The 26,584-nt window shown below is 72.9% G+C and carries 30 protein-coding genes; 14 read left to right on the forward strand and 16 right to left on the reverse strand.

Translation table 11 applies throughout. The features are described from left to right. Window positions 1–35: 35 nt before the first annotated feature. The gene (locus tag DEI93_RS14405) at window positions 36–716 is read right to left on the reverse strand and encodes a hypothetical protein (RefSeq protein ID WP_111011527.1); all 681 of its coding nucleotides are present in this window, start codon (window positions 714–716) and stop codon (window positions 36–38) included. Window positions 717–931: 215 nt separating this feature from the next. Here DEI93_RS14405 and DEI93_RS14410 point away from each other — a divergent pair, with 215 nt between their 5' ends. Together DEI93_RS14410 and DEI93_RS14415 are read left to right on the forward strand one after the other, a co-directional pair. Continuing rightward, on the forward strand, window positions 932–1,378 hold the full coding sequence (locus DEI93_RS14410; RefSeq protein WP_258372263.1) for a MarR family winged helix-turn-helix transcriptional regulator: 447 nt from the start codon (window positions 932–934) through the stop codon (window positions 1,376–1,378). A gap of 81 nt (window positions 1,379–1,459) precedes the next feature. Next, window positions 1,460–1,882: an organic hydroperoxide resistance protein gene (locus DEI93_RS14415; protein ID WP_111119975.1), complete on the forward strand. Its 423-nt coding sequence runs from the start codon at window positions 1,460–1,462 to the stop codon at window positions 1,880–1,882. Window positions 1,883–1,951: 69 nt separating this feature from the next. Here the strand turns inward: DEI93_RS14415 and nagB are convergent, their stop codons facing one another. Together nagB and DEI93_RS14425 are read right to left on the reverse strand one after the other, a co-directional pair. Next, window positions 1,952–2,752: a glucosamine-6-phosphate deaminase gene (gene nagB, locus DEI93_RS14420; protein WP_111119976.1), complete on the reverse strand. Its 801-nt coding sequence runs from the start codon at window positions 2,750–2,752 to the stop codon at window positions 1,952–1,954. Window positions 2,753–2,892: 140 nt separating this feature from the next. Further along, on the reverse strand, window positions 2,893–3,582 hold the full coding sequence (locus DEI93_RS14425) for a hypothetical protein (protein ID WP_146244427.1): 690 nt from the start codon (window positions 3,580–3,582) through the stop codon (window positions 2,893–2,895). Here DEI93_RS14425 and DEI93_RS14430 point away from each other — a divergent pair. The 3 genes from DEI93_RS14430 to DEI93_RS14440 all read left to right on the forward strand — a co-directional run bounded on the left by DEI93_RS14430 (window position 3,563) and on the right by DEI93_RS14440 (window position 6,229). Next, window positions 3,563–4,501 carry a hypothetical protein gene (locus DEI93_RS14430; protein WP_146244428.1) on the forward strand — a complete coding sequence of 313 codons (939 nt, stop codon included), beginning with the start codon at window positions 3,563–3,565 and terminating at the stop codon, window positions 4,499–4,501. The two genes, DEI93_RS14425 and DEI93_RS14430, sit on opposite strands and share 20 nt — an antisense overlap. A gap of 116 nt (window positions 4,502–4,617) precedes the next feature. Beyond that, a complete protein-coding gene (locus tag DEI93_RS14435) occupies window positions 4,618–5,607 on the forward strand; it encodes an IS481 family transposase (RefSeq protein ID WP_111120064.1) in 990 nt (329 codons plus the stop codon). A gap of 142 nt (window positions 5,608–5,749) precedes the next feature. Further along, on the forward strand, window positions 5,750–6,229 hold the full coding sequence (locus DEI93_RS14440; RefSeq protein ID WP_111119978.1) for an NUDIX hydrolase: 480 nt from the start codon (window positions 5,750–5,752) through the stop codon (window positions 6,227–6,229). A gap of 3 nt (window positions 6,230–6,232) precedes the next feature. On the opposite strand, the gene DEI93_RS14445 is transcribed toward DEI93_RS14440, so the two are convergent. The 8 genes from DEI93_RS14445 to DEI93_RS14480 form a co-directional block, all read right to left on the reverse strand. Then, window positions 6,233–7,636 carry an MFS transporter gene (locus DEI93_RS14445; protein ID WP_181436064.1) on the reverse strand — a complete coding sequence of 468 codons (1,404 nt, stop codon included), beginning with the start codon at window positions 7,634–7,636 and terminating at the stop codon, window positions 6,233–6,235. A 119-nt stretch (window positions 7,637–7,755) separates the two neighbouring features. Continuing rightward, a complete protein-coding gene (locus tag DEI93_RS14450; RefSeq protein ID WP_111011534.1) occupies window positions 7,756–8,052 on the reverse strand; it encodes a HigA family addiction module antitoxin in 297 nt (98 codons plus the stop codon). Between the two features lie 13 nt (window positions 8,053–8,065). Beyond that, window positions 8,066–8,347 carry a type II toxin-antitoxin system RelE/ParE family toxin gene (locus tag DEI93_RS14455; RefSeq protein WP_111011542.1) on the reverse strand — a complete coding sequence of 94 codons (282 nt, stop codon included), beginning with the start codon at window positions 8,345–8,347 and terminating at the stop codon, window positions 8,066–8,068. Between the two features lie 160 nt (window positions 8,348–8,507). After that, window positions 8,508–9,581, reverse strand: a complete 1,074-nt coding sequence (locus DEI93_RS14460; RefSeq protein WP_111011535.1) for an ABC transporter ATP-binding protein — start codon at window positions 9,579–9,581, stop codon at window positions 8,508–8,510. After that, on the reverse strand, window positions 9,578–10,525 hold the full coding sequence (locus DEI93_RS14465; RefSeq protein WP_111010717.1) for an ABC transporter permease: 948 nt from the start codon (window positions 10,523–10,525) through the stop codon (window positions 9,578–9,580). The genes DEI93_RS14460 and DEI93_RS14465 overlap by 4 nt, the downstream gene beginning before the upstream one ends. Beyond that, on the reverse strand, window positions 10,522–11,472 hold the full coding sequence (locus DEI93_RS14470; RefSeq protein WP_111119980.1) for an ABC transporter permease: 951 nt from the start codon (window positions 11,470–11,472) through the stop codon (window positions 10,522–10,524). The genes DEI93_RS14465 and DEI93_RS14470 overlap by 4 nt, the downstream gene beginning before the upstream one ends. 3 nt (window positions 11,473–11,475) lie before the next feature. Continuing rightward, on the reverse strand, window positions 11,476–12,636 hold the full coding sequence (locus tag DEI93_RS14475; RefSeq protein ID WP_111119981.1) for an ABC transporter substrate-binding protein: 1,161 nt from the start codon (window positions 12,634–12,636) through the stop codon (window positions 11,476–11,478). 172 nt (window positions 12,637–12,808) lie between these two features. Further along, window positions 12,809–13,993: a TIGR03364 family FAD-dependent oxidoreductase gene (locus tag DEI93_RS14480; protein ID WP_258372264.1), complete on the reverse strand. Its 1,185-nt coding sequence runs from the start codon at window positions 13,991–13,993 to the stop codon at window positions 12,809–12,811. 142 nt (window positions 13,994–14,135) lie between these two features. On the opposite strand from DEI93_RS14480, the gene DEI93_RS14485 reads away from it, so the two are divergent. The 7 genes from DEI93_RS14485 (at window position 14,136) to DEI93_RS14515 (ending at window position 17,362) form a co-directional block, all read left to right on the forward strand. Then, window positions 14,136–14,840, forward strand: coding sequence for a phosphonatase-like hydrolase (locus DEI93_RS14485; RefSeq protein ID WP_258368639.1), 705 nt, complete (start codon window positions 14,136–14,138; stop codon window positions 14,838–14,840). A 155-nt stretch (window positions 14,841–14,995) separates the two neighbouring features. Beyond that, a complete protein-coding gene (locus tag DEI93_RS14490; protein ID WP_111010698.1) occupies window positions 14,996–15,436 on the forward strand; it encodes an Asp23/Gls24 family envelope stress response protein in 441 nt (146 codons plus the stop codon). Window positions 15,437–15,438: 2 nt separating this feature from the next. Next, window positions 15,439–15,630, forward strand: coding sequence for a hypothetical protein (locus DEI93_RS14495; RefSeq protein WP_111010714.1), 192 nt, complete (start codon window positions 15,439–15,441; stop codon window positions 15,628–15,630). After that, complete coding sequence (locus tag DEI93_RS14500) at window positions 15,627–16,013, forward strand: hypothetical protein (protein ID WP_111119983.1); 387 nt, start codon at window positions 15,627–15,629, stop codon at window positions 16,011–16,013. Before DEI93_RS14495 ends, DEI93_RS14500 begins: the two co-directional genes overlap by 4 nt. After that, window positions 16,010–16,588 (forward strand): DUF6286 domain-containing protein, encoded by a 579-nt coding sequence (locus DEI93_RS14505; RefSeq protein ID WP_111013050.1) that lies wholly within the window; start codon window positions 16,010–16,012, stop codon window positions 16,586–16,588. Before DEI93_RS14500 ends, DEI93_RS14505 begins: the two co-directional genes overlap by 4 nt. Continuing rightward, a complete protein-coding gene (locus DEI93_RS14510; protein WP_111119984.1) occupies window positions 16,585–17,211 on the forward strand; it encodes a hypothetical protein in 627 nt (208 codons plus the stop codon). The genes DEI93_RS14505 and DEI93_RS14510 overlap by 4 nt, the downstream gene beginning before the upstream one ends. 19 nt (window positions 17,212–17,230) lie before the next feature. Continuing rightward, the gene (locus DEI93_RS14515; RefSeq protein ID WP_258370121.1) at window positions 17,231–17,362 is read left to right on the forward strand and encodes a hypothetical protein; all 132 of its coding nucleotides are present in this window, start codon (window positions 17,231–17,233) and stop codon (window positions 17,360–17,362) included. Between the two features lie 21 nt (window positions 17,363–17,383). Here the strand turns inward: DEI93_RS14515 and DEI93_RS14520 are convergent, their stop codons facing one another. The 3 genes from DEI93_RS14520 to DEI93_RS14530 are packed head-to-tail and all read right to left on the reverse strand — an operon-like array spanning window position 17,384 to window position 18,899. Continuing rightward, window positions 17,384–17,698, reverse strand: coding sequence for a hypothetical protein (locus DEI93_RS14520; RefSeq protein WP_111025750.1), 315 nt, complete (start codon window positions 17,696–17,698; stop codon window positions 17,384–17,386). Then, a complete protein-coding gene (locus tag DEI93_RS14525; RefSeq protein WP_146244429.1) occupies window positions 17,695–18,318 on the reverse strand; it encodes an Asp23/Gls24 family envelope stress response protein in 624 nt (207 codons plus the stop codon). Before DEI93_RS14525 ends, DEI93_RS14520 begins: the two co-directional genes overlap by 4 nt. Beyond that, the gene (locus DEI93_RS14530; RefSeq protein ID WP_111010693.1) at window positions 18,315–18,899 is read right to left on the reverse strand and encodes an RNA polymerase sigma factor; all 585 of its coding nucleotides are present in this window, start codon (window positions 18,897–18,899) and stop codon (window positions 18,315–18,317) included. The genes DEI93_RS14525 and DEI93_RS14530 overlap by 4 nt, the downstream gene beginning before the upstream one ends. A gap of 130 nt (window positions 18,900–19,029) precedes the next feature. Here DEI93_RS14530 and DEI93_RS14535 point away from each other — a divergent pair, with 130 nt between their 5' ends. Next, window positions 19,030–19,791 carry a histidine phosphatase family protein gene (locus tag DEI93_RS14535; protein WP_111119985.1) on the forward strand — a complete coding sequence of 254 codons (762 nt, stop codon included), beginning with the start codon at window positions 19,030–19,032 and terminating at the stop codon, window positions 19,789–19,791. Continuing rightward, complete coding sequence (locus DEI93_RS14540; protein WP_111119986.1) at window positions 19,778–20,656, forward strand: NAD(P)H-hydrate dehydratase; 879 nt, start codon at window positions 19,778–19,780, stop codon at window positions 20,654–20,656. Before DEI93_RS14535 ends, DEI93_RS14540 begins: the two co-directional genes overlap by 14 nt. Here DEI93_RS14540 and DEI93_RS14545 read toward each other — a convergent pair. Both DEI93_RS14545 and DEI93_RS14550 read right to left on the reverse strand, forming a co-directional pair. Beyond that, window positions 20,616–21,863, reverse strand: a complete 1,248-nt coding sequence (locus tag DEI93_RS14545; protein WP_111119987.1) for a PqqD family protein — start codon at window positions 21,861–21,863, stop codon at window positions 20,616–20,618. The genes DEI93_RS14540 and DEI93_RS14545 overlap by 41 nt on opposite strands. Beyond that, window positions 21,860–25,342: an acyltransferase family protein gene (locus DEI93_RS14550; protein ID WP_146244430.1), complete on the reverse strand. Its 3,483-nt coding sequence runs from the start codon at window positions 25,340–25,342 to the stop codon at window positions 21,860–21,862. The genes DEI93_RS14545 and DEI93_RS14550 overlap by 4 nt, the downstream gene beginning before the upstream one ends. Window positions 25,343–26,584: the final 1,242 nt, after the last annotated feature.

Raw genomic sequence — 26,584 nt, forward strand, 5'->3', positions numbered from 1 at the left:
CCCGTCGTCGTCCATGCCCCGGAGGACCGGGAGTGTTACTTGATCTGCGCCGTGATGGTCGCGACACCCACGAGGAGGTTGCCCTTGACGGCGGTCGTGCCGAACGTCTTGTTGAGCAGCGCGGCGGCGTCCGACGACACGTGCACCGTGGTGCCGGTCAGGATCGCGTCGTCGCCCTGGAGCTTCAGCGGCTTGAGCGTCCCACCGTGCAGGGCGAACAGGTAGGCCTGCGTCGCGGCGGGCTTGCCGTTGACGAGCACGTCACCGTAGAGCTTCGAGCTGCCGGGGTTGACGGTGAAGTTCTCGAGCGTCACGGTGGTCGAGCCGCCCTTGAGGGTCAGGCCCGAGCCGTCGTGCTCGATGAGGCCCTGCACGTAGGGGCGGTAGTCGCTCTTCGGCGACCAGTAGACGACGCTGCCGCCGGTGATCGGGAAGGAGACGGTCGACCCGGACAGCTTCGCCGAACCGCTGACGCCCGGGGTGAGCTTCAGCGAGGTCAGCGCGCTCATGAAGCCGCTGTCGAGCGCGACCGCGGTGTCGCCGCCCTTGATCTCGGGGACGGCTGCGGCCGGGGCCGGGATCTTCGACGACGACGACGCAGCGAGGTGCACGGCGGGGGCCGCGGCGTTCGCGGCGCTGACGCCGAAGCCGCCGAGCCCGGCGACGAGCGCTCCAGCGGTGGCGATGGTGACGGTGGTCTTGGTGAATCCACGCATGATGACTTCTCCCTTGCTGTGGGCACGCCGAACACACCCTGATTGAGGGTGGAGAACCAGCCGCAGGTGGCCGGTGAGCGCTTCGAGCATTTGCTCGGTCTGTGCAGGTAGTTCGGCGCCCCCACGGAGGTGGATTGGTCGGCCTCGGAGCAATTCTCCGATCGCTCGGATGGGGTTCGGCTGCTCGCAACTGTATTGCGTGCAATACTTGCGTCATGGACACGCCTGCCCCCGTCGACGAGATGGTCTGCTTCGCGATCTACGACGCCGCCCGGGCGACGACCCAGGCGTACCGCGCGCTCCTCGCCCCCTGGGGCCTCACGTACCCGCAGTACCTCGTGCTCGTCCTCCTCTGGGACCGCGGCCCCCTGACGGTCGGCGCGCTCGGCGACCACCTCGACCTCGACTCGGGCACGCTCTCACCGTTGCTGCGGCGCATGGCGGACGCGGACCTCGTCACGCGTGAACGCAGCCGCGCCGACGAACGGGTCGTCGAGATCGCGCTGACCGACCACGGCCGGGCCCTGCAGTCCGACCTCGCCCACGTGCCCGGGTGCATCGCAGGCGGGATGGCGATCGAACTCGACACGGCACGTGGACTCATCGACACCCTGCACCGCGTCACGGCGGGGATGCAGGCGACCACGGCCGGCGCACGCTAGCCGCGCCTCCCGTCCGGCCCGGCCGGGAGGCCCCACCCACCCCCGTCACGCGCCGCGTGACGACCACGAACAGGAGACACCATGGACGCCCTCTACACCGCAGAAGCCCTCTCGACCGGCGAAGGCCGCAACGGCCACGTCCGGACCACCGACGGCACGCTCGACCTCGACATGGCGATCCCGAAGGAGATGGGCGGCTCGGGCGCCGGCGCGAACCCCGAGCAGCTGTTCGCCGCCGGGTACGCCGCCTGCTTCCACTCCGCACTCCAGGGCGTCGCCCGGTCACAGAAGGTCTCCGTCACCGACACCACCGTCGGCGGCCGGGTGCAGATCGGCGCGAACGGGCAGGGCGGGTTCCAGCTGGCGGTCCACCTCGAGGTCGTCATCCCCGGGATGGAGCACGACGCAGCACAGGCCCTCGCGGACGCGGCGCACCAGGTCTGCCCCTACTCGAACGCGACGCGTGGCAACATCGAGGTCACGATCAGCGTCTCGGAGGACTGACCCCACCTCGACGCCGCACGGTCCACTCCCCACCGCCACGAGCCGCGGTGGGGAGTGGACCGCTGCGGATCAGCGTGCTGGCGTCGCGTCGAAGCGCTGCCACGCCGGCTTGTTCGCGAACACGTGGCGGTAGTAGTCGGCGAGCTGCAGCTGTGCGGCGGCGGCCTCGTCGACGATGACCGTCGCGTGTTCGTGCAACTGCAGGGCGCTCCCCGGCACGAATGAACTCACCGGCCCCTCGACCGCGCCCGCGACGGCGGTGGCCTTGCCCTCGCCCTGCGCCACGAGCACCAGCTCCCGCGCCTCGAGGATCGTGCCCAACCCCTGCGTCATGCAGTGCATCGGCACCTCCTCCACCGAGTCGAAGAACCGCGCGTTGGCCGCGCGCGTCGCCGGCGCGAGCGTCTTGATGCGCGTGCGGGACGCGAACGAGGACGTCGGCTCGTTGAACCCGATGTGCCCGTTCGCGCCGATCCCCAGGATCTGCACGTCGATGCCCCCGGCCGCGCGGATCGCGGCGTCGTACTCCTTCGCCGCGAACTCCAGGTCCGCCGCACGACCGTCGGGGACCCGGACCCGCGCGGGGTCGAACCCGAGCGGACCGACGACGTCGCGGGCGATGACACTGGCGTAGCTCTCCGGATGCTCCAGCGGGATCCCGACGTACTCGTCGAGCGCGAACCCGCGGGCCTGCGCGAACGAGATCTCCCCGCCCTGCACCCGCCGGGCGAGGTCGGCGTAGATGTCCTGCGGACTCGACCCGGTGGCCAACCCGATCACGGCGGACGGCTTGCGGGACACGACGGACGCGATCTTCGCAGCGGCCATCCGGCCGACCTCGACCGCTGTGGGCAGGATGATGATCTCCATGACGGGCCCAGCCTATGCGGCCTGATCCTCCCGTGACGCGGTCCATCGGAGAGCGTCGCCCGCGACCGAGCCGCGCTGCCCGCGGCGGGTCGCTGACCCCAGAACGGGTGCATGGCTGGACGGATGTTCCGCCAGCGGCCTCATACCGCTACGCTCCGAGCACGCCCGACATTCTCGGTCGATTCACATGTCCGCATCAGCGGACCGAAAACTGGGGGAACACCCGTGCACCGCAGCACCTCCGGCACCCGACGCGCCTGCGCCGTCGGCACCACCATCGCCCTCGTGGGGCTCACCACCGGCCTCGGCGTCTTCGGCGTCCAGGCGGCGTCGGCCGACACGCTCACCGACACGACGACCGCGACCGCTGCCGCGACCGCTCCGGCCACGCCGAGCACGGACCAGCCGTCGCCGAGCAGCTCCGCGTCGCCGACGGCCTCGGCCACGCCGACCGACGCCCCGACCGCGACGGCGGGGACGGCCGCTCCGGCTCCCTCGAGCACCCCGAGCCACCACCCCGCGGCCACGCCGAGCGCACCGCGCGCGACGGACCCGAGCAGCACCGCGAGCCCGGCCGTGCCGACCCCGGTCGCCGCCCCGACGGTGACGCTGAGCACCACGGCCCCCACGGTGGGGAAGCCCCTGACCGCGACCGTGACGGGTTTCACCGGCACCCCCACGTTCACGTGGACGAACAGTGCGGGTACGACGCTCCAGACCGGGACCTCGGCCTCCTTCGTGCCGTCGGCGGCCGAGAACGGCACGACGATCACCGTCACGGCAGAGGACACCGACGGGGACAGCGCGACCGTGACCTCAGCAGCGGTCACCGCCCCCGCCGAGTTCTCCGAGCACACCTCGCAGAGCGACCCGCTCGAGCTGTCCGTCGTCGCGGGCCAGAGCCTGTCCCACGTCTTCAGCGCCGCTGGCGACCCCACCCCGACCTACAGCGTCGGCTGGTTCTACCAGGACGACGCCGACGCCGCCGCTGACGACCCGACCTACACCCCGGACACGCAGCTTCCCGACCACACCACCCTGTCAGCGGACGGCACGCTCAGCGGCACGCCGGAGTTCGCCACCACCTACGACTTCACCGTCGTGGCGGACAACGGCAGCGGTACGTCGACCGAGTACGTCGAGGTCAACGTCGAGGCCGCCGCAGCGTACGGCGTCGAGGTCTACACGACCGACAAGGGGAAGATCGACGACGACACCACGACCTCGTGGATCATCGACCCGGACGGCCACATCTCGACCGAGGTCGACACGGTCGTGGAGCAGGACCCGGACGGCAGCACCTGGGCGGTCGGCACGATCACCGACGGCGGTACGCCGACGATCCACCAGGGCGGGACCCTCGTCGTCGCGGGTGGCCTCGTCGACCAGTACGGCAACGAGGTCGACGAGGCAGACGGCACCTTCGTCGAGCCGACCGTCACGTCGGACTACGCCTCCGACGTGGTCAAGGCGGACGACGACCTCGGTGGCACTGACGTCACGTTCCCGCACGCCTCGACCCACCACCTCACCGTCTCGGCCGACGCGTTCAGCACGGCGTTCCCCGTCGAGGTCGTCCCGAACGCGGCGACCGTCGCGGCGATCACCCCCACGGCCACGACCGCCACGGGTGAGCTCGCGTTCACGGGCTCCGAGACGACCCGGGCCCTGCCGTGGGCCCTCGGTCTGCTCATGGCCGGCCTCGGCGTGACCGGTCTCCGGATCGCTCGCCGGCGCACGCAGCGCTAGTTGTGATGTCCAGGGACGTTGTGTCGTTGGGCGGTTGTTGACGCGCTGATCGAAGAAGGCCTCCCGGTGGTGGAGTGGAGCTGTCTAGGAACCGCTTCACACACCAGGAGGCCTTCGTGTCCCACGCTAACGCTGCGCTGACCCCACGCGCCCGCCTTCGCCTCGCCAGGCTGATCGTCGAGGGCAGATGGTCCGCGACCACGGCAGCGAAGATGTTCATGGTCTCACCCGTCACAGCCCGGAAATGGGCTGCCCGGTACCGGACGGAAGGCCCCGCCGGAATGACGGACCGATCCAGCCGCCCGCACCGGATGCCGGCGAAGACGTCGCCGGAACTGGTGAAACAGATCGTGAAAGCACGGTGGCGGCGTCGCCTCGGGCCGGTGCAGATCGCCGGCGAGCTCGGCCTGCCCGCATCGACGGTGCACGCAGTGCTGGTGCGGTGCCGCATCAACCGGCTCTCCCACATCGACCGGGTCACCGGTGAGCCGATCCGCCGCTACGAGCACGACAAGCCCGGCGCGATGATCCACGTGGACGTGACGAAGTTCGGCAACATCCCTGATGGTGGCGGCTGGCGGTTCGTCGGGAAACAGCAAGGCGACCGGAACCGGGCAGCGACACCAGGCAAGCCGCGCTCGGCAACCCGTGATCCGCTGATGGGTCGAGCATGCGTGCACACCGTCATCGACGATCACTCCCGCGTCGCTTATGCCGAGATCCACGCTGACGAAAAGGCCGCCACCGCGATCGGTGTCCTGCAACGTGCTGTTGCGTGGTTCGCCGCGCGTGGCGTCACCATCGAGCGAGTGCTCTCCGACAACGGCTCCGCCTACAAGTCCCACGCCTGGACGAACGCATGCACGGCGCTCGGAATCACACCGAAGAAGACCCGCCCCTACCGGCCGCAGACGAACGGGAAGATCGAGCGATTCCACCGCACCCTCGGCGAGGGGTGGGCCTACGCCCGCTTCTACGGATCAGAAACCCAACGGCGCCAAGCCCTGCCGGGCTGGCTCCACTTCTACAATCACCACAGGACCCACTCCGCCATCGGCGCCCCACCCATCAGCAGACTCAACAACCTGCCTGGACATCACAGCTAGTCGGTCCTCCCGTCCCGCGGTCCGCCGCAGGACGGGAGGCACGACGCGGGGCCCGTCGTCCAAATCGGACGGCGGGCCCTTCGTCGTCCACAGGCCGTCCGGGACGCCCGCCCGCTGCCACCCTGGTCGTTACGGTGGGGGCATGCCCACTCCCGAGTTCGTCCTGGCGCTCCGCGAGAAGGTCGGGACCGACCTGCTCTGGCTCACGGGCGTGACGGCCGTCGTGCTGCGGGGCGACGGCGACGAGCAGCAGGTCCTCGTCGTCCGCCGTGCCGACACCGGAGCCTGGACACCGGTCACCGGGATCATCGACCCCGGGGAGGAACCCGCGGTCGCCGCCGCACGCGAGGTCCTGGAGGAAGCCGACGTCGTCGCCGTGCCGGAGCGACTGGCGATGGTGCAGACCCTCGCGCCGATGACCTACCCGAACGGCGACCGCGCGCAGTACATCGACATCGTGTTCCGGTTCCGGTGGGTGTCGGGCGAGCCGTTCCCGGCGGACGGCGAGAACACGGAAGCTGCCTGGGCGCCGGTGTCGGACCTCCCCGCCATGTCGGACGACATGCGGAGTCGGGTGGCAGCCGCGCTGCGCGACGATCCCGCCGCGGTGTTCCGGACCTGAGTCTCAGCGTCCGAGCGGCACAGCCGCGGTCACCCGGAGCTTGACGGCGGACAGGATCGTCGCAGCGGCCGCCGCCACCACGGCGACCCACAGCACGGCGCTGGCAGCGGACGACTGCGCTGCCATCGACCCGGCTGCGGCGCCACTCACCACGAGTGCGATGCTGACGACGGCCGACCCGGCGGACTGCCCGACGGTTCGGTTCGTGTTGAGGACGGCCGATGCACTCGCGGCGTAGCGGAGGGGAGCGGCGGCCATCATGTCCCGGTTGTTCGGGCTCTGGAACGTGCCGTACCCGAGGCCGCACACGGCGGTGGACAGGAGCACGAGCCAGATCGGCGGCGCGGACCCGAGCAGCGCGAGCATGACGAGGCCGATCGTCAGGACGACGAGGCCTGTGAGGGCCAACACCGCCGGACGGACCCGGTCGGCGATCCGCCCGGACAGCGGTGCCACGACGACGATCACGAGCGGCCACGGCGTGAACAGGAGCGCCGACTCGAGCGGGCTCGCCCCGTACGCGGTCTGGAACAGGAACGGCAGGGCGACGAACGCGATGCCCTGCCCCAGGAACGACGCCCACGCCGTGCCGACCGTGAGACTGAACGGGCCGGTGAACAAGCCGAGCGGGATGAGCGGCCGGGCGGCCATCCGCTCACGACGCACGAACAGCACCACGCACACGGCACACACGACGAGGAGCACCAGCGCGTGCCAGAGGGTCGTGACCGCGGCGAGCTGTCGGACGCCGACGAGCAGCGCGGCGATCGCTCCCGCGGCCCAGACGGCACCGGGCCAGTCGTAGTCGCCCCGCTCGGGCACGCCCTTCGGCAGGACGACGAGCGCGAGCACGAACGACGCGACACCGATCGGCACGTTGATGAGGAAGAGCCACGGCCACGGGAGTGCGGCGAGGATCAACCCTCCGAGCGTCGGTCCGGCCGACGTCCCGATGGCGACCGTCATCGCGTTGAGCCCGAGCGTCTGTCCGAGGCGCTCCGGCGGGAACAGGCGCCGGATCAGCGGGATCGCCACGGCGAGGACCACCGCGGACCCGATGCCCTGGACGACGCGGAACGCGACGAGGACCGCGAGCGTCGGCGCGAGCGCGCAGCCCAGGGACGCCAACGTGAACACGGGGACGCCGATCAGGTACAACCGGCGGCGGCCGATCTGGTCGCCGAGCGCACTCGTGGCCGGGACCGAGCAGGCGACGGCCAGGAGGAACGCGGTCGCGACCCACACGGTCTCGGACGGTGCCACGTGGAGATCGGTCGCGAGCTTCGGCAGGGCGACGTTGACGATCGAGGTGTCGATGGTGCCGGTGAGGGTCGACAGGAGGATCGAGACGAGGGCCAGGGTCCGTCGCCGGGCGCTGAGGGTGGGCGCGGCAGCGGAGGAGGTCACCGTCGCTAGTTTAGCTTTGCGAACTATCTGGATCGTCAGCTACGGAAGGTCCTCACCCACCGCGGATCGCCCGGTCCTCCAGCTCGGCATGATCTCCACGAGCGGTACGACCTCCGACGTCACGCCGGGATGAGCCGTTCGACCCGGGCGAGTTCGTCGTCGTGCTCGTCGTGCTCGACTTCGATGTCGTAGTCGTTCTGGATGTTGAGCCAGAATCGCTCGGACAGCCCGAACGCCTGCGACAGCCGGAGCGCAGTGTCGGTGGTGATACGGCGCTTCCCCCGGATGACCTCGCTCAGCCGCGTCTGCGGTAGCCCGGTCGCCTGCGCGAGTCGGTACGCCGTGATGCCGAGTGGCTCGAGGAACTCGGTCCGCAGGATCTCCCCGGGTGTGATCGGGTCATGTGCTTTCGACATCAGTGTTCCTTCGCTAGTGGTAGTCGGCGATGTGGACATCGGAGGGTCCTGCGGCCGTCCAGACGAAACAGATCCGGTACTGATCGTTGACGCGGATCGAATACTGCCCCTCGCGGTCGCCGGACAGCTTCTCCAACCGGTTGCCGGGCGGAATCCGCAGATCGTTGATGGTCTCCGCTGCATGGAGCAGACGGAGCTTCTTCTGAGCGGACCGCTGCAGGTCCGGACCGAGACGCCGAACGTGTTGCCGGAGCCAGACTTTCCGAGTCAGCTCGTCCCCGAACGACTGGATCACGACCACATGATATCGGCTTCCGATAGTGACGTCCAACAGTAGTACGTGATCGCGGACTCTCTCGCCGACACAGGGCGCTCCGGCGGTACGGCGTCGATGGCCCGCAGCACAGCGGACGGGAGGCGCCGCACCCGATGACACCGCGCCTCCCGGGCGCAGTTCAACCGAGCGGCGCCACCGCGACCGGCGTCCCGAGCAGGCGGACGTGGACCTCGTCGCCGGGAACCGGCCGCTGCGCGACGTCGTGCTGGACGACGAGCGCCGTGCCGTCGTCGAGTCGGAGGGTCGTGCGGCGGACCGAGCCGAGGAAGCTCGACGTGAGGACGGCGCCGGACAGGCCGCCGTCCGGGGCGAGCATGACGTCCTCGGGGCGGACGTAGGCGGTCACGGGCCCGTCGTCGAGGGTGCGGTCGATGCTCGGCAGCGAGAACCCGTACGTGAACACGTCGCCTCCGCGGAGGTCCCCGCGGAGCCGGTTCGACTGACCCACGAAGTCCGCAGTGAACGCCGTCGCGGGCCGCATGTACAGCTGCTCCGGCGTCCCGATCTGTTCGATCCCGCCCCCGTGCATCACGGCGATCCGGTCCGAGACGGCGAGCGCCTCCTCTTGGTCGTGGGTGACGAACAGCGTCGTGATGCCGAGTTCGGTCTGGATGCGACGGATCTCGTCGCGGAGCGTCACCCGCACCTTGGCGTCGAGCGCTGACAACGGCTCGTCGAGCAGGAGCACCCGGGGCCGCGTGACGAGCGCTCGGGCGAGCGCGACGCGCTGTTGCTGCCCGCCGCTGAGCTGGTGCGGATAGCGGTCGGTGAGGTCCGCGAGGTGCACCATGTCGAGGGCCTCGACCACACGGCGGCGCCGGTCGTCCGCGGGGACCTTCCGCATCTCGAGCCCGAAGGCGACGTTCTGCCGGACGGTCATGTGCGGGAACAGCGAGTACTGCTGGAACACCATCCCGATGTCCCGTCGCTCCACCGGCACGGCCGCGACGTCCTGGCCGTCGATGCGGATGGCGCCGGCGTCGATCACCTCGAGACCCGCGAGTGCCCGGAGTGCGGTGGTCTTGCCGCACCCCGACGGTCCGAGCAGCGAGACGAACTCCCCCGGCTCGAGTCGGAGCGAGAACCCGGTGAGCGCGGTGTGGGCGCCGTAGGACTTCACGACACCGTCGAGCTCGACGGTGGCCCCACTGCGGTTCGCCGTCGTGGGGGTGGGCTGGGCGGTGCGGGTCATGCGGGCTCCTGGGAGGTGGGGGCGGCGACGGCGACACCGTCGAGGACGTGCGAGCGCAGGGCGGCGTCGGCCGGGCCACTGGACCCGGTGCCCGTGCTCCCGGCACCGGACGCGCCGCCTGCTCCACGACGGATGCGGCGCGCGCCAGGTCGGGCCGACCCGACGCGGCCGATCACGACGAGCAGGACGAACCCGAACACGAGCGCGGCGAGCGAGAAGATCGCCGCGACGAACGGGTCCGTCTGCTGGATGAGCACGAGCGCCGTCTGGAAGGTCGTCCGCGACAGGAACGACGCGAGCGTGTACTCGCCGAGCACGACCGTGACGGTGAGGAAGCACGCGGCGAGGATGCCGCGGCGCAGGTTCGGCAGGAGCACCCGCATGACGACCGTCGCCCAGCCTGCCCCGAGTGATCGAGCGGCCTCGGCGAGCACGACGACGTCGACCGTGGTGAGTGCGGTGGCGATGGGCCGGAACGCGAACGGCAGGCTGATCACCCCGATCGCGAAGGCGAGCGTCCACGCACCCGACCCGAGGACCTGCGCGATCACCTGGTACACGGGGACGAACCCGACGACGAGCACGACGGTCGGCACGGTGATCGGCAGGATGCACACGAACTCGAGCGCGCGCCGGAGCCGGGGGTACCGGAGTGTCGTGACGATCTGGGCGGGCAGGAGCACGAACAGGACGATGCCGACGGTGATCGCCGCGATGACGAGCGAGTTCACGAGGCCGTCGAACAGGGGCTGGTACGTGGCCCGGTTGACCGGATCCGCGAGCGCCGTGTAGTGCGACAGTGTCAGCCCGGCCCCCGCACCCTGCCGGAGGGTGAACTGCGCCAGCGCGACGATCGGCACCGCGAACACGAGCCCGACGACGACCAGGACGACGGTACCGACCGTCTTCGAGGGTGCGGGGCCGTACCCGCGTGCCGAGCTCATCGCTGCCACCGCGAGGCGCGACGCTCGAGCGCGGAGTACCCCGCCATCACGGCGACCATGACCACGACCATGCCGAGCGCCAGCACCCCGGCGACGTTCTGCACGCCGACGATGGTCTCGCTCGTGAGTTCCTGGCGGATCGTCAGCGGCACGATGCCGCCCTGGGCGATGAGCGCCGCGGCCGTGGCGTACGACGAGAACGCGTTGGCGAACAGGAGCAACAGGCTGCCCCAGAACGCGGGTGCGAGCACGGGGATCGCGATCCGGCGCCAGTACACGGACCGGGAGGCCCCGAGCGTCGCCGCCGCCTCGCCCCACTGCACGCCGAGGCCCTCGAGCGCCGGCATGAACGTCAAGACCATGAGCGGCACCTGGAAGTAGAGGTACGGCACGACGAGTCCAGCCACCGTGTAGAGGAACGGGCCGTTCGCGTTGATGTCGATCCCGACGCCGCGGAGCCAGACGGTCACGATGCCCTGGACGCCGATCGTGGCGATGAACGCGAAGGCGAGCATGACCCCGCCGAACTGGGCGAGGACGCTCGCCGCGGCGTCGACCATGGACCGGACGAGCCCGTCGGGGCGGAGAGTCGTCAGCGCCCAGCACACAACGGCACCGATGGCCGCGCCGAGCACCGCCGACGCTGCGGACAGCCCGGCCGAACCGGCGAAGGCCTGCAGGACCGACGGATCGGTGAACGCCCGGAGGTTCGCGAGCGTGGGGACGCCCGCGGCGGTGGAGAACCCGCTGGCGACCGCGATGACCGCGGGAACGGCGAGGAAGAGGAGCACGTAGAGCGCGAACGGGGTGAGACCGAGCCACGCGACGCCGCGGCGCCGAGGTCCTCCCCCGGCGCCGCGGCCTGCGGTGGTCAACCCCCGCGCGGCGCCGTGCGCCTGCGCCGCACGGGGCAGCGTGGTGGTCGTGGTCGCGTCAGCGGTGGCCATGGGTCAGCGGACCGTCGAGGACCACTTGCTGGTCAGCAGGGTGGCCGCGGTCGCCGCCTCCGTGCTCGACAGCTGGACGAGGCTCTTCGGTGCGTCGCCGACCTTCGCCAGGACGGCCTTGTCGACCGTGCCGTTCTTCTCCATCGCGGCGAGCGTGGCGGGGTACGCGCCGGACGCGAGGTACAGGTTCTGCACCTTCGGGCTGTAGATGTACTCCTCCCAGAGGCGCGCGGCCGCCGGGTGCGGCGCGTCGACGTTGATCGCCTGGTTGTAGTAGCTGCCGAGCGCGGTGCCCTTCGGGATCACCGTCTTCCAGTTCGGGTTGCCGGCCGATCCGCCCGCGGGCCCCCACGCGAGGTTGTTGTACGACCACTGCACGACGACCGGGGTCTCACCCGAGTTGACGGTGGCCTGCGTCGGCAGGACGTTGAGCATGTTGCCCGCGGCCTTGAGCTTGCCGAAGTAGTCGATGCCCGGCTGGATGTCCTTCGCCGAGCCGCCGTTCTCGAGCGCGGCGAGGTAGACGGCGCTCGCGGCCTCGTTCGCCTGCGTCGGGTCGCCCTTGATCGCGACCTTGCCCTTGTAGGCGGAGCCGAGCAGCGACTTCATGCTCTTCGGGGCGGTCTTGATGACGGACGAGTCGTACCCGATCGACATGAGGCCGGTGTAGTCGTAGTACCACCCGCCGTCGGCGGCCTTGTCCGCCGTGGGGATGTCCGCCCAGTTCGCGACCTTGTACGGCGCGACGAGGTCGAGGTTCTGGCTGAGGACCGCGGTGCCGACGTCGAAGACGTCGGGGGCGGTGGACTGGCCCTTCTGCGACTTCGCCGCGGAGACCTCGTCGGCGCTCGAGCCGTTCGGGTTCGCGGAGTTGATCGTGATGCCCGGGTACTTCTTCTCGAACCCGGCGATGATCTTGCCGTAGTTGGCCCACGAGGGCGGCAGCGTGATGACGTTGAGCTGTCCCTCCTTGTCGGCCGCCTTGACGAGGGCGTCCATGCCACCGTTCGACGACGCGGACGTCGCCGTCGACCAGTCACCGGAGGCCGAGGCGGATCCGGACGAGTCGGTGGTCGCGGCGCTGCTCGTGGTGGAGCAACCGGTCAGGGCGGCGAGTGCCGCGGCGGCCAGCGCGATGCCGGCGGATGAGCGCTTGGAGAGCACGGGTGTTCCCTTCCTGGGGGCGACCGGCCGTTCACTGTGGGACGGGTGTGGGAGTCGGAACGTGGGGTACCGGCCGCTGGACGAACGTCATCGTGACCCGGGGCGGTGACGCACTCGTGCCCCGTCCGTGAACGGATGGGGAACAGCGCGTGCGTGTCGGGGACCGCGGCCGTCAGACGGGCGCGGGAAGCGCCTCCAGGCCGGCCCACGTGCGGGCCGCGAGCCCGTGCGAGATCGTCATGCCCACGCCACTCGTCACGCTGACGACCGTGAGCCCGGGCGCGGGGTGGGCGACGAGGTACGGCTCGGGCGCGTGCGCGTAGACGCCCATCCAGCGCTGCCGCACCCGGAGCCCTCCGACCCCGAGCAGCGTCGCGACGTCCTGGAGCAGGGTCGCGCTGACGCCCTCGTCGAGGAACGGGTCGAGCGTGAGGTCGTACCGGTGACTGTCCCCGACGACCAGGCTGCCGTCAGGCCGCTGCGTCAGCATGACGTTCGCGTCCATGGCGACGAGGTCCGGTCGTTCGCGCGTGATCTCCTGCCGGAGCACGGTCGCCGCGGCGGTCTCGGCGAACGCGGGGTAGCGGAGCATGCTCGTGCCGGTGAGCACGGCCGGGGTGATCGACAGCCCGGTGGGCGGTTCCACGAGTGCCATCTGCAGGCCGCAGCGACGGATCCCGTGCTGCTCGGCGAGGTCCGGGTACAGCTGGTCGACGTCGTGCCCCACGCAGACGATCGTGCGGTCCGCCCGGACCGTGCCGCGCGAGGTGCGGACGAGGCCGTCCTCCCATCCGAGGTAGGCGGTGCCCCACCGGAACGTGACACCGCGCGACGCGACCAGTGCGGCGAGCCCCGCGACGGCAGCGCGCGGGTCGACGCGGACGTCGTCACGGAGGAACGCCCCGCCGACGATCGTCGGGTCGCCGGCCCCACCGATCCGGTCGACGGTCTCCGGAGCGGCGAGGAGCCGGACCTGACCCGGCTCGCGCGACGCGGCCAGCTCCTCCAGGACCGCGAGTTCGGCCCGGCTCCGCGCGACGGCCACCGCGCCGGATGCGACCGCGGGGAAGCGGCCGTCGTGGGCGTGCCGGAGCCACCGCTCACGGGCGGCGAGCGCCAGCTCGAGCATGTCGCCCGACTGCGCCGTCACGCACGCGTGCCCGAAGTTGCGGACCGAGGCGCCGGTGGCCCGGTGGTCGCGCTCCACGACGAGCACCCGGAGCCCCCGGTCGACGGCCTCGGCGGCGTGCGCGAGGCCGATGACCCCGGCCCCGACGACCACCACGTCGTACCGGTCGGGCCGACCGCCCGAGGCGATGGAGGCGGTGTCGTGCAGGTCGGTCGTCGTCGTGTCCACGGCCCGATCCTGTCCGCGAGCGCCAGCATCACAGGACCGTCAGCGGCGGCGTTCACCGACGGTTCATCCCGGCCCTGGCGCGTTCGGCTGCCGTTCACGCGCGCGACGTCGCCGCGCCGCAGCGCTCCCCTACGCTCTGCCCGTGATCAGCGCAGTGGTGTTCGACATGGCCGGGACGACGATCGACGACCGGGGCGCGGTGTACCGAGCCCTGCGATCCGCCGTGGAGGATGCCGGCGCGCCCGTCGCGGACGCCGACCTGCAACGGTGGATGGGCACCGACAAGGAGGAGGCGATCACGGCCCTCCTCGAGCTCGGGGGCGTGCAGCCGACGCCGTCGATCGTGTCCGCGACCTTCCGCGCCTTCCGCGCGACCCTCGACGACCTGTACCGCGCCGACCCGCCCGTACCGATGGCCGGCGTCGAGGCCGCGCTGGCGGACCTCCGGGCGCGGGGCGTCCGGGTCGCGCTCACCACGGGGTTCGACGAACCCGTCGTGGGGTCACTCCTCGCCTCGCTCGGCTGGACCGTCGGCCGGGGCCCGGCACACACCGTCGACGCGGTCGTGACGACGTCCGACGTCCGGGCCGGCCGCCCTGCGCCGTACATGATCCACCACGCCATGGAGCTGCTCGGCGTGGAGGATGTGCGCCAGGTCCTGGCCGCCGGCGACACCGTCGTCGACGTCCGCGCTGCGCGGAACGCGGGCGTGGTGGCCGTCGGCGTGTGCACCGGCGCCCTGTCCCGCGCGGAGCTCGAGGCCGAACCCCACGACCACGTGCTCGACGGCGTCGCGGACGTGCCCGCGCTGCTCGCCGGCCGGGAGGCCCGGGTCGGCGTCGCCTGAACGCCCCGGTCCCGCGGTGGTCCGGACCGACGACGTCCCCCGATCCGTGAGCGATCTCCCAGCCCTCCCGACGTGACGATCGGCCCGGTCGACACGACTCCCCTGCAGCACCACGGAGTGCGGGTCCGTCCGGACCCACGACAGGGAGGAACACCATGGCCACCACTGCGAGCGCCACCACACCCGCCACGGCCGCGACGGCCACCACGCTGAGCTCGACCGGCACCGGCACGGTCGGCGGCAAGACCGACATCGACAACGCGGTCGTCGCGAAGATCGCCGGCATCGCGGCCCGTGAGGTCCCGGGCGTCTTCGCGCTCGGCGGCGGCGCGGCCCGTGCCATCGGCGCGATCCGCGGTCTGGCGAACAACACCGACCTCAGCCAGGGCATCAGCGTCCAGGTCGGCGAGACCCAGGTCGCGGCCGACGTCGTCATCGTCGCGGAGTACCCGACCGACCTGCAGGCCGTCGCCGACGGTGTCCGCACCGCCGTGGCCGGGGCCATCGAGGACTACGTCGGGCTCCAGGTCACCGAGGTGAACGTCAAGGTCACCGACGTGCACATCCCGACGGCCGACGACGAGCAGCAGGCGTGACGATGACCGCAACGCGTTTCGGCATCCTCGTCGCGGCGACACTCGCGATCGTGTGGATCTGGGCCGGGTTCTGGCCCTTCATCGGTGTCGCGGCCGCGATGGCCATCGGTGCCGTCGTCGGGCGGATCACCGAGGGCAAGCTCGACGTCCGTGCCCTGAGCGACGCCGTCCGCGGGAAGCGGTCGTCCTCGTGACGACCGCCACCGCCACGGCCGCGGCGGGTCGGACCTCGACCGGGGTCCGACCCGACCGCACCGACACGCCGGGACGGACCCGGGTCACCGCGCGCGCCCTGTCCCGGGTCGTCGCCGCGCTGACGGCGGAGGAGCTCGACGTGGACGCCGACCACGTCCACGTGGACCTCGAGGACCGAGACGGCGCCCTCGCCGCGATCCTGCGGACGCCCATCGGCGTCCGCGGGCTCGACGCCGACGACGCCCCGAGCCTCGTCGAGCGCTGCTCCGCCGCGCAGCGCACGCTGCGCGACCGTGTCCCCGCGCTGACCGGCCGGCACCTCGCGCAGGTCACGCTCCATCTGACGGGCGCGGTCATCCGCGCAGAACGGCGGGTCCGATGAGCACCGACCACCTGCTCCGACGGGTCGCCCGCCGCGAGACGCACTCGTCCAAGGCCGTCCCCGCCGTCGTCACGGCCGTGCTGGTCATCCTGGCCTGCGCGTACGCCGGCACGGAGGTCGTCCTGGCGATGCTCGGGATGCGGCCGCTGCTCGCCGCCCCGGGTGACATGGGCGCCGCCCTCGTCGCCGCGAGCACGGTGGCCGCCGCCTGGCTCATCGTCGGCGGCGTGGTGGTGGCCCTCATCGGGGTCCTCCTCGTCGTCGTCGCGCTCCGGGCCTCCCGGCGTCCGCGACGCACGCTCCACTCCGACCGCACCGTCGTGGTCGTCGACGACCGCGTGATCGCCTCGGCGCTCGCGCGCCGCGCCGCCGACGCCGCGGGCGTCGACCCCGACGCGACCCTCGTCACCGTCGGGCGCCGGACCGCCGAGGTCCGACTCACGCCCACCAGCGGTCTGCCGGTCGACCGGGAGGCCGTGGTCACCGCCGTCGACGACGAGATCGCCCGCTCCGACGCGCGTCCACCCCTCCGGTCGCGCACCACCATCGAACGCACCGGGAAGGTGGGCGCATGAACGCCACGAACCGCGCGGCCAACCGGCTGTTCCTCCTCGTCGTCGGCATCGTGCTCGTCGCGCTCGGGCTCGTCGGGGTCCTGCTCGGCGCGGTCCCGGCCGTCACGCACGCCTGGAGCGGCGACGCACGCGGGGTCCGGCGGGGCCTGGACCAGGCGTTCGCCGCGACGACGATCCCCGGGACCCGCGCCGACTGGATCGGGATCGCGGTGCTCGTCGCCCTCGCAGTGGTCGTCGCGCTGCTCGTCGTGTTCATCGTCCGTCAGGGCGGCGGCCACACGTCGGTGCTGCTCGAGACCCGCGGCGAAGCGGTGGCATCCGGGCAGGAGGGCGACCGGATCGTCATCGACACCGCGGTCGCTCGCGACCTGCTCGGCGACGCGCTGTCCGGACGCCCGGAACTCGTCACGAGTAGCGTCACCACGTACCGGGTCCGACGCACTCCGGTGCTGCGGATCGCGGCGACGTGCCGGCGCGGGGTCGCCCCGACCGACGCGCAGGCCGTCATCGAGTCGGCACTCCGTCGGCTCGACCGTGCGGTCGGCCACGAGGTCCCCGCGCTCATCGAACTCACCGGCGGCTTCCGCGCACGCATGGCCGCCGCGACCACACGGGTCGACTGACCCGAGGAACGAGGCCCCCGTGTTCGCATTGCTCCGGTACCTGCCGGTCATCGTCGGGATCGTCCGCCACGCGCGGCGCGACCCCCAGGTCCAGCGGGCGCTGGCGAAGGCGAAGCAGCGTCGCGCTGCGGCGTCCCGACGCCGCCGCTGACCCGCCCTGCGGGTCGTCCGTTCACCCGATCCGGCCGACCCGCACGACGATCACGGGGACCGCGAGTCCGACGTGCGTCAGATGCTCCATGACCGCGTCGTGGACCGCGTGGACGACCTCGACGGTCGGCCGGATCCCGTCGACGGCGATCGTCATGGTCACTCCGTCGCGGCCGACCTCGACCGGTGCGTCCGTGGCCCCCGCGCCCACCAGTCGACGTGCACCGGCCGCCGCCGCACGGACGACGCCGCGACGGTAGACCTGCTCGACGCCGGGCACCGCACCCACCAGGGTCGCGAGTTCGGCTTCGAGGTCCGGTCGTCCGCTGCCGGTCATCGGTCCGCCTCCTGGCCGTCCCGAGGGACGTGGACGTCGCGCACGACGACGTCGATCCCGGCCACCCGCAGTTCGGTGTGCGCGGCGAGTTCCCGGGCGACCGCCCGGCGCAGGGCCGTCACGGCCGTGCGGACCGACCGCCCCCAGACGAGCGACGCGGTGACGCTGACGGTCACGGGAGCGTCGAGTTCGGTGACGTCGCCCACCAGGGAGCAGCGCCCGACGACCAACCCGTCCACCCCGTCCGCGGCGCGACGGACGAGCGCACGGATCGCACCCTCGGTGAGCGCAGCGTGTTCGGTGGGTGCCGTGGGCGCGAGCGGCACGTCACGACCGGCCTGGGCCTCTGTCGTGATGGCGGCGATCACGTTCCCGACCCACGAGTCGTCCCGGTCGGACGCGACCCGACCCTCCTCCTCGAGGAGCGCGGTCGACACCGCGCGGAGCCGCGCGATCGCCGCGAGCGCGTTCTGGCACGCGGGCGAGTCGTCGATGGCCGGATCCGGCGGCTCCATGCCGCGGTCGAGGTAGTCGACGAGCTCGTCCACGCTGTGGCCGTCGAGCTGGTCCGGCTCGAGCGCCAGGACGGCGGGGTCGTCGGGCGGCGCTGCATCGGTCATCGCCACGCCTCCATCCGGCTCATCATGGTCCTCCGTGCCCGCGAGAGTAGCCCTCGGACGGTCGACACCGGGACGCCCAGGTCCTCCGCGATCTCCTCGTACGACTCGCCCACGACCTCCTTGAGGAGCCAGCACCGCTGCTGCCGTTCCGGCAGGTCGGCGAGCACCGCGGCCATCGCCTCGGTCGCCGACCGCGCCTCGACGATCCGGTGGGGGGTCGCGTGCTCCTCGGCCGCGACGTCGTCGTCGAGCTCGCCGTGCGGTCGGGAGGCCCGGTGCCGGTCCGCCGCGCGGCGTGCGACGACCCGGAGCAGCCAGGCGCGGATCGCGGACGGGTCCGTCATCGTGGGCAGTTGCCGCCAGGCGGCGACGAAGGCGTCCTGCACGACGTCGTCCACCTCGTCCGTCCGGCCGAGCGCGCGGAATGCGACCGCCCGGAGGAGCGGACCGTGCCGACGGACCAGGACCTCGAACGCGCGGACGTCCCCGTCACCCGCACGTTCGGCGAGGAGTCCGTCGTCGACGTCCTCGAGGACCACCGGGCGGGTCACGGGTGCGACGGGATCGAGGGCGTCGGCCATGCACACCCGCTTCCGGTGGTGAGGGGGAAGACGGACCGGTGCCGCGCCTCCCGGCCGATGCTGCCACCCGTCCGGCGGGTTGTCCGGGCGCCGGGAACCCCGGCGGACGTCGCGGCCTACGGTGGGACGCATGGACGTCACGGAGCTCTGGTTGGTACGGCACGGCGAGTCGACGGCGAACGTCGCGGCGGCGGAGGCCGAGCGGGCCGGGCAGGACCGCATCGTCGTGGACCACCGGGACGCCGACGTGCCGCTCAGCCCGCTCGGCGAGCGGCAGGCACGGGCGCTCGGGGCGGGGCTGACCGACCGGCAGGTCGACAGCGTTCCGTTCGCCGTCTGGGTGTCGTCGTACCACCGCGCGCAGGAGACGATCCGGATCGCCCTCGACACCGCCGAGGTGCCCGCGGTCCTGCAGGTGGACGAACGACTCCGCGACCGCGAGCTCGGCGTGCTCGACCTGCTCACGAGCACCGGCGTGCGCCACCTGTTCCCGGACGAGGCGGAGCGGCGACGCTGGCTCGGCAAGTACTACCACCGGCCCGCGGGCGGCGAGTCCTGGGTGGACGTGATGCTCCGACTCCGCTCCGTCCTGCACGACGTCGACGCGCAGCACGACGTGCAGCGACTCGTCCTGGCCGCCCACGACGCGGTCGTCATGCTCACGGTCGCGATCTGCACCGGGATGGACGAGGCCGCCCTCCTCGACTTCGCCCGGACCCACACCGTCGCGAACGCGTCGCTCACGCGCCTGACCCGGGACCGCGTCGGCGCGCCCTGGCGGCTCGAGGAGTTCTCGGCCGTCGACCACCTCGACGACCTGGACACGCCCGTCACCGAGCACGAGGGCTCCATCCCCAACCGCGGAAGCGAGGACGCCCATGCCGGCCACTGACCGTTCGAAGATCGTCACCCCGAACGTCCTGCGCGACTGGCCGCTGCCCGCTCCGGGCGGCTCGAAGTACGGCCGCGGCCAGGTGGTCGTCGTCGGCGGGGCCGCGCGCACGCCCGGCGCCGCCATGCTCTCCGCGCTCGCCGCGCTCCGGGTCGGGGCCGGGAGGCTCACCCTCGCCATCGCGGAGTCGGTCGCGCCCCACGTCGCCGTCGCCATCCCGGAGTCCGGGGTGGTCCCGCTCGTCGAGGACGACGACGGCCACGTCCGCGGCGACGCGCTCGACGGCGCGGGCGACGACCTGTCCGCCGCGGACGCCGTACTGCTCGGGCCGGGACTCGACGAGCCGGACGGGACCCGGGAACTCGTGCGGCGCCTCCCGGGCCTGGTCGGTGACGACACCGTGGTCGTGCTCGACGCGTTCGCGCTCGGGGTCGCCCCGTCGGTCGCCGAGGACCTCGCGCCGCTCCGGGGGCGGCTCGTCATGACCCCGAACACGTCGGAGGCCGGGCGCCTGCTCGGCCGTGACGTCGACAAGGACGACCTGGCGTCCGACCTCGCCGAGATCGCCGATCGGTTCGGCGCCGTCGTGTCCTGCCAGAGCGTCATCGGCGAACCGGGAGGCACGACCTGGGCCATGGGGACCGGCACCGGTGGTCTCGGCACGAGCGGGAGCGGCGACGTGCTGTCCGGCGCGATCGCGGGCCTCGCGGCACGGGGGGCCACCCCCGTCCAGGCGGCCGTGTGGGCGACCCACGTGCACGCGGCGGCCGGGGACCGGCTCGCCGTGCAGGTCGGTCCGATGGGCTACCTGGCGAGCGAACTCGTCACGGAGCTGCCGCGGGTGCTCGTGGAGCACGGGGCGTAGCCGGACCGGTCTCCACGAGCCCGGACGCCCGGAGTTCCTCGACGACACGCGCGACGAGGAGCGACGGGTCCGCGCCCTCGGGGGTGCCGAACCGTTCGACCGCGTGCCGCACCAGCGCGTCCAGGGACCGGGGCCGGGCGAGCGCGGTCCACACCGCGGCGCCGACGGCCTGCAGGACGTGGAGTCGGTCCGCGTGCAGGACGAGCACGTCGTCCCCGTCGCCGACCCAGTCCGTGACGGCGGCGCGGCGGACGGACGCCCCGGGATCGGCGAGTCCGGACGATGACGCCTCGGTGACCGCACGGACCGCCCCGAGCGTGGCCGCCGGACGCCCCGACACGCCGGCGAGGACGCCACCGACGACCGGCGCGAGGTCCCGGGCCTCCGCGTACCGGAGCACCCGCAGGCCGCCGGTCGCGTCGACGATGCGCCGGAGCCGCGCCAGCGGACGGCCGCGGCGGGACAGGTAGCTGATCTGCCCGAACAGCGGCTCGACGACCTCGGTGACGCGCACGGGTTCGAGCAGCGCCGACGGCAGGGACGGATCGCGGTCGAGCAGCAGCACGGCGGCGAGCCAGGGCGCCGGTCCCGCCGACCGGACGAGACCGGCGACGTCCGGCCCGACCTGCGCCTTCGGCGATCCGGCCCGCACCACCGACAACGGCTTGGGGTACGGCACGACCGTCCCGTCGTCCTGCACGCCGAGCGTCTCGTCCGTGACGTACGCGAAGGTGCGCCCGAGTACCTGCGCGGCCGTCGTCTTGCCGCTGCCGGATCGTCCGACGAGCGCCACCGTCGCGCCGGTCGCGGGATCACACACCGCGGCGGCGTGCAGCAGCAGGAGGTCCGCGGCACGGGCGTCGATCGCGTGCAGGGTGAGCGCCCGCGCCAGCCGGTCACGGAGCGTGTCCACGTCCGCGGCCCGGACGACGATCGATCCGGGCCCCTCCGGGGCCCCGGAGGTGCCGTCCGGGACCGCGGCGGCACCGGGGGCGGGCGCCGGTGCCGCGAGCACGGCGTGCACCGTCGTCGACGTCGCCGACGCGCGGTGCGGGGTCCGGCACCAGGACCAGTCCGCGAGGACGCGGTCGCGGCCGTCCTCGTCGAGTCCGTGCAGGCGGAGCGCCACCCGGGCGCCGAGGACGTCGAGGACGATCGGCTCGTCGACGGTCGCGACGCTGAGCGCCCCGAGGGTGGGCCCGGTCACCGCGCGTCTCCTGCCGCGGCGAGCGCGCGGTACGCGGACAGCACGGGGCCGAACACCTGCTCGGGTCGGGCGGCGGTGTCGAGATGCCGGGCCGCCGCCACGAGGGTGCGGCGGATCTCGGCTGGGTCGTCGATCGCGGCGAGCACCCGGTGGGCGACGGTCTCGTCGTCGGCGTCGTCCGGCACCACGACTGCGCGGCCGTCGTCGAGGACCCCGGGGGACCCGACCGCGGCGGTCGCGACCACGGGCCGACGGCGGGCGAAGGCCTCGAGCACGACGAGCGGCAGGCCCTCCCAAGCCGAGGTCATGAGGAGCACGTCGGATGCGTCCAGGGCCGCCGTGACGTCGTCGACGGCGCCGGGGAACGCGACCGGTGCGCCGAGCACCTGCGCCAGCCACACCACGTCGTCGCGGAGCGGCCCCGAGCCGAGCCAGGTCGCCCGGACCGGACGCTGCCGGGCCAGGGCTGCGACGACCCGGACGAAGCGGCGGGGGTCCTTCTGCTCGGTGAGGCGACCGACGCCGAGGACCCGGAGCGGGGCATGGACGTCCCAGGGACGCACCGGCGCGTCCACCAGCGCGGAGGGCACGTTGCCGACGAAGGTGACGCGGTCCGCCGGCGTGCCGAGGTCGAGCACCATCCGGCGGACCTGCTCGCTGACGGCGAAGACCCGTTCGCTCCGGAACGAGAGGTGCCGCATCCGTGCGCGGGGCAGGCAGGTGTGCGCGTGCTCGACCACGTGCGCGCCGGTGCCGGCCACCGCGATCCGCGCGAGCAGCGCGCCCCGGCGTTGGTGGGCGTGCACGACGTCCGGTCGGACGGACGCCACCGCGCGGCGGATGCCGAGCAGTTCGGCGAGCGGGCCGGCGCCCGTCACGACGTGGACGTCGGCGCCCGGCGGAACGCGGTCGACCAGGGGCCCCGGACGACCGATGAAGGCGCTCTCGACGCCGCGCCGTCCCGTCCAGGCGGCCAGGTCGAGCGCGACGCGCTGCGCGCCGCCCGCGGTGAAGGCGTCGAGGACGTGGAGCACGCGGAGCCGCCGGTCCGCGTCCGGGCCGTGGTGTGCGCCGGGGTCGGCGCCGGGGTCGGCGCCGGGGTCGGCGCCGGGGTCGGCGCCGCGCGGGAGCAGCCGGTGGGGAGCCGTGCCGGTGGTGGTCATGGCGGGACGGTACGACCGACGGAGTGCGCCACCGCGGCCGGACCGGACGTCGGTCGCCCGCGGGTCCCTGGCGTTCACCCCGGGCGTCGCGTTCCCGGGCTCCGCATCCCGCGTGTCGTCACCCGGGGCAGGCGTGGAGGCTCCGGCGGTCGTGGCCGTCGGTGGGGGCGACGACGACGCGGGGGTCTCGAGGACGCCCGCGTGCTCGAGCGCGGCGCGGATGACGGGTGTGAGGTGTTCGACGTACGCCGCGGTGGGGTGCGCCTGGTCCTTCTTGACGAGCAGGTTCCCGACGAACGCCGGGCATGCGCCGTCGTCGTCGCAGAACCACGGGCGCGTGTCGACGAACGACCCGTGCAGCGCCTTCATCAGGACGATCTGGTCCGATGCCATGGACAACCAGGAGGATGCCGACACCGAGCTCACGCAGGCGCTCGGGCCGGCGAAGTTGCTGTAGCAGTCCTCGATGTCCTTGTCGGGCGGCGGCGGGGCGAGCACGACGACGTGGTCCGCAGCGGGGAGGATCTGCTCCAACTCCGCGCGGAACGCCTCATTCCAGGCGGCCGCGCTCGTCGTCGAGCCCGTGCTGCGGTCGGCTCCGCGGACGACCGTGTTCGCGACGACGACGAGATCCGGCTCGGTGTCCCGGACGACCTGGACCTCCTTCGCCCGTCGGTCGGCGCAGATGGCGGTCTGCTTCGCGACGTTGCCGACCTCGCGGTCGATGAACGGGCAGGCGTACATCGACGTGATCCGGAGCGACCAGTCCCCCGTCCCGAGGATCGCGGCGAGTGCCGGGACGTAGGCCTGGGCGATGGAGTCCCCCACGAGCACGGCGTGGTGCGGCGCAGCGGGGTCGCCGAACGTGCAGTCGGCGGCCGGGAGCCAAGCGGCCGAGCCGCAGCGCGCTGTGTTGCCGGGCAGGGTCTCGTCGGCGGCACGGGACACCGAGGGCGTCAGGTCGGCCGGCCAGGACCGGGCCCGCAGCGCGGCGGTGATCGCGCGGCTGAGCGCGGCCTGCGCACCGGACGACCCGCCGGACGCGGTGCCGGACGATCCGCCGTCGGCCGCAGCCGCGCCCGCACCGTCCGTGCGGACGTCGACCGCACCCTGGGCGCCGTTCAGGGTCACGGCGCTGAGCACCACGGCACCGGTGATCGCGATCGCCGTCGCCGACCAGACGAGCCGGGAGGGCCGCCGCCGTCGCCGGGACGCCGCCCGGTCGGCGAGCCACGCGCTCCGGAGCACCGGCCGCTCGACCAGGTGGTACCCGAGCACCGACGTCACCGCGGTGAGCGCGAGCACGCCCGCGACCCACCGGACGTCCGGCCGGTCCTCGCCGAGCACGAACAGCAGGTACGGCCCGAACACGACGACGACGGGGAAGTGCCAGAGGTAGATCGAGTACGACAGGTCGCCGAGGGACCCGGACACCCGATCGGTGAGCGGTGCCCACCGCCGACGGTCCCGCCCGATCCCGGCGGCGAGGACCGCGACGGCACCGAGCACGGGCAGGACGGCGCCGGGCATCGGGAATCCCCGGTCCGCGTCGGTGAGGGCGAGCGCGATCGCGATCGCGGCGAGTCCGGCCCACGCCAGGACGTGCCGGACAGCCGTCGGCAGGTGCTCGAGTGCGGGCGCGACGACCGCGAGACCCGCCCCGAGGAGCAGCTCCCACGCCCGGGAGGGCGTCGAGAAGTAGGCGACCGTGGGGGACCCTGCCGTCTCGTACGCCGACCAGGCGACCGACGCGGCGCCGAGCACCGCGACCGCCACGGCCGCCGGCACCGCGGTCCGACCGGTGCGGACGCCCGGTCGCCGACGCGCGGCGAGGGTCAGCACGCCGAGGAGCACCCACGGCCACACGAGGTAGAACTGCTCCTCAACCGACAGGGACCAGAAGTGCTGGAGCGGCGAGGTCGGCCCGTCTGCCTGGAAGTAGTCGGTCCCCGTGGCGGCGAAGTGCCAGTTCGCGACGAGGACGGCCGCCGCGAGTGCGTCCCACCGCACCGCGTCCCACCGTGCCGGACCGAGGACCAGGGCCGTCGCGGCGGCGGTCACGGCGAGCACGAGGACCGCCGCCGGCAGGATGCGCCGGATGCGGTGTCGGGTGAAGCCGACGATCGAGATCGTCCCGGTCCGTCCGTGCTCACGCAGGAGCAACCCGGTGATGAGGAACCCGCTGATCACGAAGAAGACGTCGACCCCGACGAAGCCGCCGCGCGGTGCGTGGAGGGTGTGGTCCGCCACGACGGCGAGCACCGCGACCGCCCGGAGTCCCTGGACGTCGCGTCGCTTCCCTGGTCGATCCGTCACCGCGTCCCCGTCCCTCGTCCCGGGCGACCCCGCTGCCGGTCGCACCCCGCCGATGATCGGTCCCCGCGTCCGGTCCCGAGGGTCAGGGCCACGGCTGTCCGGGACTCCGCCGGTCCCGGTTCGCCTCCGCGGTCACCCGTCCCCGGGGCGGACTCACCCGGCGGCACGCCGCGTCACCCGGTGCGCCGCCTCGGTGCCACCCGCGACGTGCCGGTGAGGGCCCGGACCATGTCGGCGGCAGGAGGGTGACCGCGGCGGTGATCCGGGCCTCCCGGGCGGCCGCTGGCCCTCGGGAGGGCGCGAGTGCGGCGCTCCCGGGGCGATAGGAAACGGTGTGCCACCCGTCACCGTCCTCGCCCTGGCCGCGTCCGCCGGGCTCCTGGTCGTCGTCGCGTTCCTCGTGCTCGTTCCGGCGGCCACCGTGCGCGCCTGGGCACTCGTGCTCACGCTCGTGGTCACGGCCGTGGTGGGCAACAACAGTGCGCCGCGCACCGTCTGGGTGCCGGCCTTCGCGCTCTGCGCGGTCGTCCTGCTCGTCGCCGTCGCCCGGGTCGCGGCGGTGTCGGACCTGACCGCGCCGCGTTTCCTCGTCCCGACCGCCCTCTGGGTGTGGATCGGCGTCGGCGCCCTCCTCGCGGGGTCGTACTCGACCTCGCGTCTCACGGTGTACTTCGGCACCGCCGTGGTGGTCGCCCTCGTCACGGCGCACCTCGACGCCCGCGGCCTCCGCATCGTCCTCATCGCCGTGCTCGTCATCGCCGCCGTCGAGGTCGCGTGGACCGCCGTCGACCTGGTCACGGGTGCCACGCCCATCTGGGGTCAGCGTGGTGGGGTCTCCCGCCCGAACCCCCTGACGGGCGACGTGTGGGAACGCGGCCAGGGGTCGATGGGGCAGCCGATCGTGTTCGGGACGTTCGAGGCGATCGCGGTCGTGGTGGCGTGGAGCAACCGCATCGGCATGTCCGGCGCCGTCCGGAGCGTCGCGCTCCTCGTCGCCGCGGTCGGCGTGTTCCTCTCCGGTACCCGCAGCGCGGTCCTCTGCGCCGTCCTCGGGGTCCTCCTGCACGCGGTCCACCGACGCGGGATCGGCCGGTGGGCCAGGAACGTGGTCCTCACGGCGATCGTCGGGGGCATCGTGGCCGTGCTCGACTTCGGGATCTCCACGGTCACGACCGAGCTCCTGTCCTCCGGCTCCTGGATCCACCGCTCGACCTCGATCGCCGCGGTCCCCCGGTTGCTCGC

The sequence above is a fragment of the Curtobacterium sp. MCBD17_035 genome, assembly GCF_003234815.2.
Lineage (GTDB): Bacteria > Actinomycetota > Actinomycetes > Actinomycetales > Microbacteriaceae > Curtobacterium.